The 12,904-nt window shown below is 66.8% G+C and carries 9 protein-coding genes; 2 read left to right on the top strand and 7 right to left on the bottom strand.

The window, feature by feature from the left end; translation table 11 throughout:
• The first annotated feature begins 115 nt into the window (after positions 1–115).
• Positions 116–550: a PaaI family thioesterase gene (locus AB4120_RS20960; RefSeq protein ID WP_149135892.1), complete on the top strand. Its 435-nt coding sequence runs from the start codon at positions 116–118 to the stop codon at positions 548–550.
• Positions 551–599: 49 nt separating this feature from the next.
• On the opposite strand, the gene AB4120_RS20955 is transcribed toward AB4120_RS20960, so the two are convergent.
• The 5 genes from AB4120_RS20955 to prpB all read right to left on the bottom strand — a co-directional run bounded on the left by AB4120_RS20955 (position 600) and on the right by prpB (position 8,029).
• Positions 600–1,751, bottom strand: a complete 1,152-nt coding sequence (locus AB4120_RS20955) for an asparaginase (protein ID WP_149135893.1) — start codon at positions 1,749–1,751, stop codon at positions 600–602.
• 236 nt (positions 1,752–1,987) lie between these two features.
• Positions 1,988–3,184: a 2-methylaconitate cis-trans isomerase PrpF gene (gene prpF, locus AB4120_RS20950; protein ID WP_441642801.1), complete on the bottom strand. Its 1,197-nt coding sequence runs from the start codon at positions 3,182–3,184 to the stop codon at positions 1,988–1,990.
• Between the two features lie 28 nt (positions 3,185–3,212).
• Entirely contained in the window at positions 3,213–5,810 is a 2,598-nt protein-coding gene (gene acnD, locus AB4120_RS20945; protein ID WP_441642800.1) for a Fe/S-dependent 2-methylisocitrate dehydratase AcnD, read from the bottom strand.
• 66 nt (positions 5,811–5,876) lie between these two features.
• Positions 5,877–7,031 (bottom strand): bifunctional 2-methylcitrate synthase/citrate synthase, encoded by a 1,155-nt coding sequence (gene prpC / locus AB4120_RS20940; RefSeq protein WP_092297748.1) that lies wholly within the window; start codon positions 7,029–7,031, stop codon positions 5,877–5,879.
• An 89-nt stretch (positions 7,032–7,120) separates the two neighbouring features.
• Positions 7,121–8,029, bottom strand: coding sequence for a methylisocitrate lyase (prpB, locus tag AB4120_RS20935; RefSeq protein WP_144195145.1), 909 nt, complete (start codon positions 8,027–8,029; stop codon positions 7,121–7,123).
• 351 nt (positions 8,030–8,380) lie between these two features.
• Here prpB and prpR point away from each other — a divergent pair, with 351 nt between their 5' ends.
• Positions 8,381–10,333 carry a propionate catabolism operon regulatory protein PrpR gene (gene prpR, locus AB4120_RS20930; RefSeq protein WP_441642812.1) on the top strand — a complete coding sequence of 651 codons (1,953 nt, stop codon included), beginning with the start codon at positions 8,381–8,383 and terminating at the stop codon, positions 10,331–10,333.
• Positions 10,334–10,458: 125 nt separating this feature from the next.
• Here prpR and egtB read toward each other — a convergent pair whose 3' ends face one another.
• Together egtB and AB4120_RS20920 are read right to left on the bottom strand one after the other, a co-directional pair.
• The gene (egtB, locus tag AB4120_RS20925; RefSeq protein WP_144195147.1) at positions 10,459–11,748 is read right to left on the bottom strand and encodes an ergothioneine biosynthesis protein EgtB; all 1,290 of its coding nucleotides are present in this window, start codon (positions 11,746–11,748) and stop codon (positions 10,459–10,461) included.
• Between the two features lie 311 nt (positions 11,749–12,059).
• Entirely contained in the window at positions 12,060–12,680 is a 621-nt protein-coding gene (locus AB4120_RS20920) for an FMN-dependent NADH-azoreductase (protein WP_144195149.1), read from the bottom strand.
• Positions 12,681–12,904 lie beyond the last annotated feature (224 nt).

Here is a 12,904-nt window from a genome sequence, read left to right as displayed (position 1 = left end):
GCTGCCTAAGGCTCAGGATGTTCAACTACCCATCAGGTCATTGAGCGAACAGGCGGTGCCGGCTACGCTGGGTGGAATCGAATTCGTCCCATGCCGTATGTTCTGGAGCCTTGCCATGCCTGAATCGACCGTGGACCCGCGCCTGGCCGCGATGGTGGCGTCCGTGCTGATGGAATCGCCGGTGGCGCGCACGCTGGGCATCCGCCTGGATGCGCTGGCGGTAGACCGCGTGGAGCTGGTGCTGCCGTTCAGCCCGAACAACGTCACGGTGCGCAAGGTCGTGCATGGCGGGGTGATCGCCACGCTGATCGACGTGGCTGGCGCCGCGGCTGCGTTCACGAACGTGGATCTGGAGGTGGTACACGGCGGCGCCACCGGGGCGCTGTCAATCCAGTATCTGGCGCCCGCCGATGGTGTGGCCTTGCGCGCGGTGGCGGAGGTAATCCGCCGGGGCAAGCGGCAGGTGTCGCTCGAGGTATCGGTCTACGCCGACGGCGCCGACGAGGGGCCGCTGGTGGCCAAGGCGCTGATGACCACGGCGCTGTTTTGAGGGGGCAGTGAGGATGCCCCCTCCCGCAAGCGGGAAGGGGCGGGGCACATCAATACTTCCAGAACATCTGCTGCAACGCCTTCGGGTCGTTGGTCTTGGTCAGCGCCAGCGCCATCAGGATGCGTGCCTTTTGCGGGAGTTGGTCGTCGGTGACGATCCAGTCGTACTTGTCGTCCGGCTGCTCGGCGTTGCGCACCACCACGCCGCTGCCCGTGCGCGAGGCGCGCACGATCTGCACGCCCTTGGCGCGGGCCGCCTTGAGCGGCTCCACCATGTAGTCGCCCACGCTGCCGTTGCCGGTGGCGGCATAGACGATGGCCTTGGCGCCATTCTTCACCGCCGCGTTGATGCTGGCCGGGTTCACGTTGCCATAGGCGTAGACCACGGCCACTTCGGGCAGCTTGTCGATCGTGTCGATGTCGAACTCGGTCTGCGTGGTGTGCGGGCGGGCCAGCGTGCGGTAGTACAGCGTGCGGCCTTCCACCACATAGCCGAGCGGGCCGAACGGCGAGCGGAAGGTCTCGGTCTTGAACGTGTTGGTCTTGGTCACGTCGCGGCCGGTGTGGATCTCGTCGTTCAGCACCACCAGCGTGCCCTTGCCGCGCGACTCGGGCCGGGAGGCCACCAGCACCGCGTCATACAGGTTCAGCGCGCCATCGGCGCCCAGCGCCGTGCCCGGCCGCATCGAGCCGACCACCACCACCGGTTTGTCGCTCTTGAGCGTGAGGTTCAGGAAGTACGACGTTTCCTCGATGGTGTCGGTGCCGTGCGTGATGACGATGCCGTCCACATCCGGCTGCTTCAGCAGTTCGGACACGCGCTTGGCCAGCTTCAGCAGGCGCTCGTTGTTGAAGCTTTCCGAGCCGATCTGGAAGATCTGCTCGCCCTTGACGTTGGCGACCTTCGAGATCTCGGGCACCGAGGCGATGATCTTGTCGACCGGCACTACGGCCGACTGGTAGGCCGCCGTATTGGTGGCCGATGCGCCGGCGCCAGCGATGGTGCCGCCGGTGCCGATGATGACCACGTTGGCCTTGCGCGCCTCGGCGGGGGCGGCAGCGGTGGTGGCCGGGGCAGCGCCCGGGGCTGGAGCCAGTTGCGCATGGGCCAGGCCGGACATCAGTCCGGCGGACAGCAGCAGCGCGGCGATGGGGGTAGCCATCGGCTTGACAAGCGATTTCAGGCAGGCAGTACGTTGCATGATGCTCCTCATGTCGGCAGGTTCGGGCGTCTTGTGGAAGCGCCGCCCCGTGTCTTCGATTCATGGATACCGTCCGGCGTCGGACGGAGCGAGCACTATACCCACCGGCGCGGGTTGCGTCGACAACTGCCATCGCCCGCAAACGTATGCCCCATAAGACAAAGCGGCATCCTCCCCGGGGGAAGGATGCCGCTTTTTAGAAGTACTACGAGTCCGGAACGAGTCGGGCGAAAGGATCAGAAAGCGTCGCCCGGCACGCGCACCCAGCCTTCCATCAGCACGCGTGCGCTGCGGCTCATGATGGCCTTGGTGACGGACCACTGGCCGTCGGCCTGGCTGGCCTGCGCGCCCACCCGCAGCGTGCCGGACGGATGCCCGAAGCGCACCGCCTCGCGCTCGCCGCCGCCGGCTGCGAGGTTGACCAGCGTGCCCGGCACCGCTGCCGCCGTGCCGATGGCCACCGCCGCCGTGCCCATCATGGCGTGGTGCAGCTTGCCCATGGACAGCGCGCGCACCAGCAGGTCCACGTCGCCGGCGTTGACGGCCTTGCCACTGGACGCCGTGTACGTGGCAGGCCGCGCCACGAACGCCACCTTCGGCGTGTGCTGGCGCCGCGCGGCTTCGTCGATGTCACGGATCAGCCCCATGCGCTTTGCGCCGTATGCCCGGATGGTCTCGAACATCGCCAGCGCCTTCGGGTCGCCGTTGATGGCGTCCTGCAGCTCCGTGCCGGTGTAGCCGATGGCGTCGGCATTGACAAAAATCGTCGGAATGCCGGCGTTGATCATCGTCGCCTTGAGCGTGCCCACGCCGGGCACTTCCAGGTCATCGACAAGGTTGCCGGTCGGGAACATCGCGCCGCCGCCGTCCTCGCCTTCCTCGGCGGGGTCCATGAACTCCAGCTGCACCTCGGCGGCCGGGAAGGTCACCCCGTCCAGCTCGAAATCGCCGGTTTCCTGCACCGCGCCGTCCGTCACCGGCACGTGCGCGACGATGGTCTTGCCGATATTGGCCTGCCAGATTCGCACGGTGACCACGCCGCTGCCGCTGCGCGGGATGCGTGCGGCATCGATGAAGCCATTGCTGATGGCAAACGGCCCCACGGCGGCGGAGAGGTTGCCGCAGTTGCCGCTCCAGTCGATGAACGGCTGGTCGATCGACACCTGGCCGAACAGGTAGTCCACATCGTGGTCCGGCCGCGTGCTGGCGCTGATGATGACCGTCTTGCTGGTGCTCGACGTGGCTGCGCCCATGCCGTCGATCTGCTTGCCGTACGGGTCCGGGCTGCCGATGACGCGCATCAGCAGCTTGTCACGCGCCGCGCCGGGCACGCGCGCGGCCTCGGGCAAGTCCTGCAGGCGGAAAAAGACGCCCTTGCTGGTGCCGCCACGCATGTAGGTGGCGGGAATCTTGACTTGCGCTACGTGAGTCATGCTTCGTCCAGTTTCCGGTGAATTCCCATCAAGCCGCGGCACGCGCCGATTCCAGGAAGTCCTGCGCAAACCGTTGCAGCACGCCGCCGGCCTCGTAGATCGACACTTCCTCGGCGGTATCCAGCCGGCACTGCACCGGTACGTCCACGCGCTCGCCGTTCTTGCGGTGGATCACCAGCGTCAGTTCCGCGCGCGGCTTGCGGGCGCCGACGATGTCGTACGTCTCGCTGCCGTCCAGGCCCAGCGTGGTGCGGTTCACGCCCGGCTTGAACTCCACCGGCAGCACGCCCATGCCAATCAGGTTGGTACGGTGGATGCGCTCGAAGCCCTCGGCCACGATGGCCTCCACGCCAGCCAGCCGCACGCCCTTGGCCGCCCAGTCACGCGACGAACCCTGGCCATAGTCGGCCCCGGCCACCACGATCAGCGGCTGCTTGCGCTCCATATAGGTCTCGATGGCTTCCCACATGCGCACGACCTTGCCTTCTGGCTCGATCCGCGTCAGCGAACCCTTCTTGATCGCGCCATCGACCACGGCCATCTCGTTGATGAGCGTCGGGTTGGCGAAGGTGGCGCGCTGGGCGGTCAGGTGGTCGCCCCGGTGCGTGGCATACGAGTTGAAGTCTTCCTCGGGCAGGCCCATCTTCGCCAGGTACTCGCCGGCTGCGCTGTTCAGCAGGATGGCGTTCGACGGCGACAGGTGGTCCGTGGTGATGTTGTCGCCCAGCACCGCCAGCGGCCGCATGCCGCGCAGCGTGCGCTCGCCGGCCAGCGCGCCTTCCCAGTACGGCGGACGGCGGATGTAGGTGCTCTGGGCGCGCCAGTCGTAGAGCGGGCTCACGGCCTCGCCCTGGTCCACCGAGATGGCGAACATCGGCTCGTACACCTTGCGGAACTGCTCCGGCTTCACGCTCTTGGCGACGATCTCGTCGATTTCCTCGTCGCTCGGCCAAATGTCCTTCAGGTAGACCGGCTTGCCGTCGGCGTCCTTGCCCAGCGCGTCGCGTTCGATGTCGAAGCGGATCGTGCCGGCGATGGCATAGGCCACCACCAGCGGCGGCGAGGCCAGGAACGCCTGCTTGGCGTACGGGTGGATGCGGCCGTCGAAGTTGCGGTTGCCGGACAGCACTGCCGTGGCGTACAGGTCGCGGTCGACGATCTCCTTCTGGATCACCGGATCGAGCGCGCCGGACATGCCGTTGCAGGTGGTGCAGGCGAAGGCGACGATGCCGAAGCCGAGCTTTTCGAGGTCCGGCAGGAGCTTGGCTTCCTCGAGATAGAGTTCTACGGCTTTCGAGCCCGGTGCCAGCGACGACTTGACCCACGGCTTGCGCGTCAGCCCGCGTGCGTTGGCGTTGCGGGCCAAAAGTGCCGCCGCAATCACGTTGCGCGGGTTGCTGGTATTGGTGCAGCTGGTAATGGCGGCGATGATGACCGCGCCATCGGGCATCTGGCCCGGCACGTCGTCCCAATGCCCGGCGATGCCACGCGCGGCCAGGTCGGACGTCGGCAGCCGCTTGTGCGGGTTCGACGGGCCGGCCATGTTGCGGACCACGGTGGACAGGTCGAAATGCAGCGTGCGCTCGTACTCGGCGTTGGCCAGCGAGTCGGCCCACAGGCCGGCGGTCCTGGCGTAGGTTTCCACCAGCGCGACCTGCGTGTCCTCGCGGCCGGTCAGGCGCAGGTAGGACAGCGTCTGCTCGTCGATATAGAACATCGCGGCCGTGGCGCCGTACTCGGGGGCCATGTTCGAGATGGTCGCGCGATCGCCCAATGTGAGGCTCGACGCACCTTCGCCGCGGAATTCCAGATAGGCGCCGACCACCTTTTCCTTGCGCAGGAATTCGGTCAGGGCCAGCACGATGTCGGTGGCGGTAATGCCGGGCTGGCGCTTGCCGGACAACTCCACGCCGACGATGTCAGGCAGGCGCATCCACGACGCGCGGCCCAGCATCACGTTCTCGGCCTCCAGGCCGCCCACGCCGATGGCGATCACGCCCAGCGCGTCCACGTGCGGCGTGTGGCTGTCCGTGCCGACCACGGTGTCGGGGTAGGCCACGCCCTGTTCGGCGTGGATCACCGGTGACATCCGCTCCAGATTGATCTGGTGCATGATGCCGTTGCCCGGCGGGATGACGTCCACATTGCGGAACGCCTTCTTGGTCCAGTTGATGAAATCGAAACGGTCTTCGTTGCGCCGGTCTTCGATGGCGCGGTTCTTGGCGAACGCATCGGGATCGAAGCCGCCGCATTCCACAGCGAGCGAGTGATCGACGATCAGTTGCACCGGCACCACAGGGTTGACCAGCGCGGGGTCGCCGCCCTGGTCGGCAATGGCGTCGCGCAGGCCGGCCAGGTCCACCAGCGCGGTCTGGCCCAGGATGTCGTGGCAGACCACGCGTGCGGGGAACCACGGGAAGTCCAGCTCGCGCTTGCGCTCGATCAATTGTTGCAGCGAGGCGGTCAGCGTGGCCGGATCGCAGCGGCGCACGAGGTTCTCGGCCAGCACGCGCGAGGTGTAGGGCAGCTTGTCATAGGCGCCCGGCTGGATGGCTTCCACGGCGGCGTGCGCGTCGAAGTACTCCAGTTTGGTGCCGGGCAGCGGCTTGCGGAAGGCAGTGTTCATGGCGTGGGGTAGTTATGGAGCGTCCGTGGCGGGCGGCGCGGGGCAGGGCGCCCCGCGCGGCACCGGTCAGCGCTTCTCGATCGGCACGAACTTGAGGTTCTCGGGCCCCGTGTAGTTGGCGCTCGGGCGGATGATCTTGTTGTCGATCCGCTGCTCGATGATGTGCGCGGCCCAGCCCGAGGTGCGGGCGATGACGAACAGCGGCGTGAACATCGCCGTCGGCACGCCCATCATGTGGTAGCTCACGGCGCTGAACCAGTCGAGGTTCGGGAACATCTTCTTGGCGTCCCACATCACCGTTTCCAGGCGCTCGGCGATGCTGAACATCTTGGTCGAGCCGGCGTCCTTCGACAGCTTGCGTGCCACTTCCTTGATCACCTGGTTGCGCGGGTCGCCCGTGGTGTACACCGGGTGGCCGAAGCCGATCACGACTTCCTTGTTCTCCACGCGGCGGCGCACGTCGGCCTCGGCTTCGTCCGGGGTGTCGTAGCGCTTCTGGATCTCGAACGCCACTTCATTGGCGCCGCCATGCTTCGGGCCGCGCAGTGCGCCGATGGCGCCGCAGATCGACGAATGCATGTCCGAGCCCGTGCCGGCGATCACGCGGGCCGTGAAGGTGGAGGCGTTGAACTCGTGCTCCGCGTAGAGGATCAGCGAGGTCTGCATCGCGCGTTCCCACAGCTTGGACGGCGCCTTGCCGTGCAGCAGGTGCAGGAAGTGGGCGCCGATGGAGTCATCGTCCGTCTCCACCTCGATGCGGCGGCCGTTGTGGCTGTAGTGATACCAGTACAGCAGCATCGAGCCAAGGCTGGCCATCAGCTGGTCGGCGATGTCGCGCGCGCCCGGCGTGTTGTGGTCGTCCTTCTCGGGCAGCACATTGCCGAGGACCGACACGCCCGTGCGCATCACATCCATCGGGTGGGCGCTGGCCGGTACCCATTCCAGCGCGGCCTTGACGTTGGCGGGCAGGCCGCGCAGGGACTTCAGCTTGGCCTTGTAGGCGGCCAGTTCGGCCTTGGTGGGTAGCTTGCCGTGCACCAGCAGGTGGGCGATTTCCTCGAATTCGCAGGTATCGGCGATGTCCAGGATGTCGTAGCCGCGATAGTGCAGGTCATTGCCGCTGCGGCCCACGGTGCAAAGCGCGGTATTCCCCGCGGTCACGCCGGACAGGGCGACGGACTTCTTGGGCTTGGGCGTGGCGAGCGGTTGAGCTTCGGACATTGTGGGTCTCCTTGTTGGTCTGGGTGCTGATTGGTGCAGATGGGTGCAGATAGTGGTAGGTCGATGCGGATGGTGTCGCGCGGAATGGCTTACTTGGCCTTGCCCTGCGCGAACAGCGCGTCGAGCTTCTGCTCGTAATCATGGTAGCCGATGCGCTCGTACAGTTCGGCGCGGGTCTGCATGGTGCTGACCACGTTCTTCTGCGTGCCGTCGCGGCGGATCGCCTCGTACACGTTCTCGGCGGCCTTGTTCATGGCGCGGAACGCGGAGAGCGGGTAGAGCGACATCGCCACGCCCACGCTGCGCAGGTCGTCGAGCGTGAAATACGGGGTGGCGCCGAATTCGGTCAGGTTGGCCAGCACCGGCACCTTCACGGCATCGACAAAACGGCGGTACATGTCGAGGTCGGTCATGGCTTCGGGGAAGATGGCGTCGGCGCCGGCTTCCGCGCAGGCCACGGCACGTTCGATGGCCTTGTCGAGGCCTTCCACGGCCAGCGCGTCGGTGCGGGCCATGATGACGAAATTTTCGTCCGTGCGGGCATCGACGGCGGCCTTGATGCGGTCGACCATTTCGCCCTGGGTGACGATTTCCTTGCCCGGACGGTGGCCGCAGCGCTTGGCGCCGACCTGGTCCTCGATGTGCATCGCGGCGGCGCCGAACTTGATCAGCGAGCGCGTAGTGCGGGCCACGTTGAAGGCCGAGGCACCGAAGCCGGTATCCACGTCCACCAGCAGCGGGGTGTCGCAGACATCGGTAATGCGGCGGATGTCGGTCAGCACGTCATCCAGGTTGGAGATGCCCAGGTCGGGCAGGCCGAGCGAGCCCGCGGCCACGCCGCCACCAGACAGGTAGATGGCGCGATAACCCGCGCGCTTGGCCAGCAGCGCGTGATTGGCATTGATGGTGCCGGGAATCTGCAGCGGGCTTTCGTCGGCCAGGGCCTGGCGGAAGCGGGCGCCAGCGGAGCGGGCGAGTTCGGAGGCGGAATAGGTCATGGGCGTGTGCTTGGAATGTTCTGGAATCTCATTGAGAGCGGCCAGATAGAGCGCAAGGGGTGTGCCATGCGAAGGCGCGCTTCCCGGAGTGACCGTTATGGTCGGTAAATATTTTTACTAATCATCGACTTATAGATATAACTTCAACCATTGTGGGAGCTGCAGGATGGCCGCTTGCATCACATTCATATTTCAACTCTGAAATGCAAGGCGTTCAGAGTTGAAAGATCCCACCAGCCGGCGCACAATGCAGACTGACTATACGCCGTTCCCATCATGAGTCTCCTGCCTTCCTCCGCGCCCCTCCACGCGCCCGCCATGCCGGCCGGTGGCCGTCCCCGGATCTGGGCGATGGGCATCAGCCGTCTCTCGCGCGCCTTCGCCGAATTGATCCCGGCCTACGCGGCCCGGGCGGAGTTCCGCATCGTCGGGCGGGCCTTCGAGGCCGCCGCCAGTGCCATCAACCGCGAGGCGCGCGAGGGGCGTGTCGATGTAGTGGTGGCGGGCGGCTCCAACGGTGCCTATCTGCGCCAGCACGTGGATGTGCCTGTGGTGCTGGTCAAGGTGACCGGCTTCGACGTGATGAGCGCGCTGGCCACGGCACGTCGTATTTCGCCGAAGGTGGCGCTGGTCACCCATGCCTCCACTTACGCCGAAGTCGACGAATTCGTGAGCGCGTTCTCGCTCGACATCCCCCGCTATACCTATCTGACCGAGGATGACGCCACCGCGCGCGTGCGGGCGCTCAAGGAAGAGGGCATCCGTGTGGTGGTGGGGCCGGGCATGGTGACCGACCTGGCCGACAAGTACGGCCTGATGGGCGTTTTCCTATATTCGGGCAACGCGGTGCGGCTGGCGCTGGAGGATGCCATCGAGGCGGCGCGGCTGCGGCGTATCGAATCCACCCGGCGCGACTATGTGAATACGATCCTGGCCCACCTGAACGAAGGCGTGGCCGCCGTGGACACCGAAGGCCGCGTGCAGGCGTTCAATCCGGCCATGGAGCGGTTCCTCGGCACTCCGACCGGCGTGGCCGTAGGGCGCAAGCTGTCCACGCTGGCGCCGGGCCTCGCGCTCGACGCAGTGATGGAAAGCGGCACGCGCGAGCTGGAGGCCATCCACCGGCTGGGCGACCGCATGGTGGTGGTCAACCGCATCCCCATCGTCGGGGAAGCCGGCACCACGGGCGCGGTGCTGACGATTCAGGATGCCAACGCGATCCATCGCGCCGACCGCAACCTGCGCTCGCGTGCCCGCGCCCGGCCGGCCGGGGTGCGCTACAGCCTGGACGACCTGGCCGGCGCCTCCCCGGCAATGAGCGACCTGCGCGCGCTGGCACGGCGCTACGCGCTGGTCGATTCCACGGTGCTGGTTGGCGGCGAGAGTGGCACCGGCAAGGAAGTGCTGGCGCAGGGCATGCACGACGCCAGCCCGCGCCGCGCCTTCCCGTTCATCGCGGTGAACTGCGCGGCATTTCCGGAATCGCTGCTCGAATCCGAACTGTTCGGCTACGAGGAAGGCGCGTTCACCGGCGCGCGGCGCGGCGGCAAGGCGGGCCTGTTCGAATCGGCCCACAACGGCACGCTGTTCCTCGACGAGGTGGGCGACATGCCGCCGGCGTTGCAAACCCGCTTGCTGCGCGTGCTGCAGGAAAAGCAGGTGCTGCCGATTGGCGGCATCGAGGCCGTGCCGATCAATGTGCGCGTGATTGCCGCCACGCACCGTGACCTCGCCGCGCGGGTGCGCGAGGGCACCTTCCGCCAGGATCTGTATTACCGGCTCAACATCCTGCGCATTGAAATGCCGCCGCTGCGCGAGCGCGTGGCCGATCTGCCCGATCTCGCCGAACTGCTATACCGGCGCGCGCAGGAGCGGCTTGGCACCCAGTCCCCGCAGCGCCTGCCCGCGGCGGTGCGGGAGCGCCTCACCCGCTATGCCTGGCCCGGCAATATCCGTGAGCTGGAGAACGTGACGGAGCGGATCGCCGTGCTGGTGGCCGGCGCGGAACTCCAGCCGGCAGCGTTGCAGCGTGAATTGCAGGCGGCGGTGCCGGAGCTGTTTTCTTCGGAGAACGGCGAGGGGGTGGCAAGGGGGGCCAGGGTGCCAAGAGTGCCGATCGAGATGGAGATGGCGATGCTGACCGCGCCATCGGAAGAGAGCCGCTCGCTGGCCGGCGTGGCCAAGGCGAGTCAGGCGGAGCATATCCGCCGGGTGCTGGCCGAGTGCGGCGGCAACCGCACCGCCGCCTGCGCCCAGCTTGGCATCAGTGCTACCACGCTCTGGCGGCGGCTGCGGGACGGCTGACCGATGATCCGATCGGCCCATCCGAAGATGAAATTTTTCAATTAACCGCCGGCATTTTGACCCACCACCGAAAGTTGGGCTGGCAGGGCCGGCGGTCGGCGTTAGTCAGCCCTGGTCAGCCCTGGTCAGACATCGTCCGCCAGCCGGACGCCGGTGAACTGCCAGCGCTGATGCGGATAGAAGAAGTTGCGATAGCTGGCCCGAATATGGGATTCCGGCGTCACGCAGGAGCCGCCGCGCAGCACCATCTGGCTGCTCATGAACTTGCCGTTGTACTCGCCCACCGCGCCCGCGCTCGGGCGGAAACCGGGGTAGGGCAGGAAGGCGCTGGCGGTCCACTCCCACACATCGCCGAACATCTGGCGCAGCGCGCCCGACGTGTTCTGCCGGTCGGGTAACGGCCGCAGCGTGCGGCCTTCGACGAAATTGCCGGTCGCTGGCAGGTTGCGCGCCGCGTGCTCCCATTCGGCCTCGGTCGGCAGCCGGCGCTCGGCCCAGCGCGCAAAGGCATCCGCCTCGAAGAAGCTCACGTGCGTGACCGGGCTGTCCGCGTCCACCGGCTGCATGCCGCGCAGCGTCATCTGCCACCACGTGCCGTCGCGCTCCTCCCAGTACAGCGGCGCCTGGATGGCGTTGTCGCAGACCCAGCGCCAGCCATCGGACAGCCACAGCCCGGCTGTCTGGTAGCCGCCATCCTCGATAAATTCGAACCATTGATGGTTGCTGACCGGATGCGACGACAGCGCATACGGCTGCAACAGCACGTTGTGGCGCGGGGTTTCGCAATCGAACGCGAAATCGTCGCCGGCATGGCCGATGGCCACCACCCCGCCCGAGAACTTCAGCCATTCCGGCGCCGGGCGCGGATCGGCGATGACGGGCGCGGTCAGTTCCGGCGCATACGCCGGACGCAGCGGATTCTGCGCGAACAGATGCAGGATGTCGGTCAGCAGCAGTTCCTGGTGCTGTTGCTCGTGATTGAGCCCGAGCGTGACCAGCGCGGCTTCCGCGTCGGTCTGGGCGTCGGTCAGCAGGGAGAGCATGGATTCGTCCACCGCCTCCCGGTAGGCCAGGATCTCGTCCAGCGATGGCCGCGTCAGCAGCCCCCGGCGCGGACGCGGATGCCGCGCGCCGACTGCTTCGTAATAGGAATTGAACAGGTAGCGGTACTGCGGATCCACCGGCTCGTAGTCCGGGATGCGCGCAGCCAGCACGAATTCCTCGAAGAACCACGTGGTATGGGCCAGATGCCATTTGGCAGGACTGGCGTCGTCCATCGATTGCACGGTCGCGTCGGCGTCGGAAATATCCGCCACCATGGCTTCCGTGGCGGCGCGCACGTGCCGGTACTGGCCGAGCAGGGCAGGCTCGTGCGGCGGGTGATTGGCGGCGGCAGGCAACAGTGCAGAGGTCATGCAGGCTCCCAGGGACGGCTTGAATGCGACACGACGGCAGGCCGATGGGAATCGACCCGAATCCGACCCATGATAGACCCGTTCGCCCGGCGGAGCGAGCCGGGGGAAGGTGAGGCGGGCCGTAGGCCGATGCCTACAGCCTGGGTTACGCGTGATGCAACGCCGCAAGCCCCGGGGGCAAAAAAAGGGCCGCGCCCGGGAGGGCGCAGCCTGGAGGAAAAACCGGTGCCAAGGGAGGCAGCACCGTTACCACGGAGGAGCAGAAAGCGGATCAGTCAGCGAGCGGACCCGTCAACGGACCCGTCAGCGGATCAAGCGGCGGCGCGGGTGGCGTCGTTCAGCGCGGCGATGGCGGTGCGGGCGGCGGCGAGGCCGGCTTCGCGGCTGTCCGGGCCCATGGCCAGGCCGTGGGCGCGCACGATCGAGATATCGGAGATGCCCAGGAAGCGCAGGACCGTATCGACGGTGATCTCATGCAGATCCAGTGCGTCGGCATTCTGGCGCACACCGCCACGGGACGACACCACGATGGCGCGCTTGCCCTTGAGCAGGCCTTCCGGGCCGGCTTCGGTGTAGCGGAAGGTGCGGCCAGCCTGTGCCACTCGGTCGATCCAGGCCTTGAGCTGGCTCGGGATGCCGAAGTTGTATTGTGGTGCGCCAATCACGACGACGTCGGCAGCCAGCAGTTCGGCCAGCCAGGCTTCGGTGCGATCCAGTTCGGCTTGCTGCACGGCGTTCAGGCCGTCCTTCGGGCCGCCCAGCACGGGCAGCAGGTTGCCGGTCAGGTGGGCCGGGGCGTCCTGGTCCAGGTCACGCACGGTCACCTTGGCGCCGGGGTTCTTGGCAACCAGGTCGGCCACCACGCTGGCGGTCAGCGAGCGCGAAACGGAGTTGTCACCAAGGACGCTGGAATCGATCTGCAGGATGTTCATGTCTTTCTCCACTAGGGTTCGGTTGGATGGAATGAAAGATAGCGGCTGGGCATTGGTGCCGGTAGTGAGGCAAAATGCAAATAATTGTTCTACCTTTGCAACGACCTACCTCCTTCAACGCCCCCCATCGCCCCCATCGCCCCCATCGCCCCCATCGCCCCCATCGCCCCCATCGCCCCCATCGCCCCCATCGCCCCCATCGCCCCCATCGCCCCCATCGGAGA

Source organism: Cupriavidus sp. 2KB_3 (assembly GCF_052115685.1).
Lineage (GTDB): Bacteria > Pseudomonadota > Gammaproteobacteria > Burkholderiales > Burkholderiaceae > Cupriavidus > Cupriavidus campinensis.
Note: the sequence above shows the minus strand (reverse complement) of the source record. Positions and strands in the feature narration are given on the sequence as shown.

Coding starts and splice junctions, on each gene's coding strand:
- AB4120_RS20960 (WP_149135892.1), top strand. CDS start 116: ATGCCTGAATCGACCGTGGACCCGCGCCTGGCCGCGATGGTGGCGTCC.
- AB4120_RS20955 (WP_149135893.1), bottom strand. CDS start 1,751: ATGCAACGTACTGCCTGCCTGAAATCGCTTGTCAAGCCGATGGCTACC.
- prpF (WP_441642801.1), bottom strand. CDS start 3,184: ATGACTCACGTAGCGCAAGTCAAGATTCCCGCCACCTACATGCGTGGC.
- acnD (WP_441642800.1), bottom strand. CDS start 5,810: ATGAACACTGCCTTCCGCAAGCCGCTGCCCGGCACCAAACTGGAGTAC.
- prpC (WP_092297748.1), bottom strand. CDS start 7,031: ATGTCCGAAGCTCAACCGCTCGCCACGCCCAAGCCCAAGAAGTCCGTC.
- prpB (WP_144195145.1), bottom strand. CDS start 8,029: ATGACCTATTCCGCCTCCGAACTCGCCCGCTCCGCTGGCGCCCGCTTC.
- prpR (WP_441642812.1), top strand. CDS start 8,381: ATGGGCATCAGCCGTCTCTCGCGCGCCTTCGCCGAATTGATCCCGGCC.
- egtB (WP_144195147.1), bottom strand. CDS start 11,748: ATGACCTCTGCACTGTTGCCTGCCGCCGCCAATCACCCGCCGCACGAG.
- AB4120_RS20920 (WP_144195149.1), bottom strand. CDS start 12,680: ATGAACATCCTGCAGATCGATTCCAGCGTCCTTGGTGACAACTCCGTT.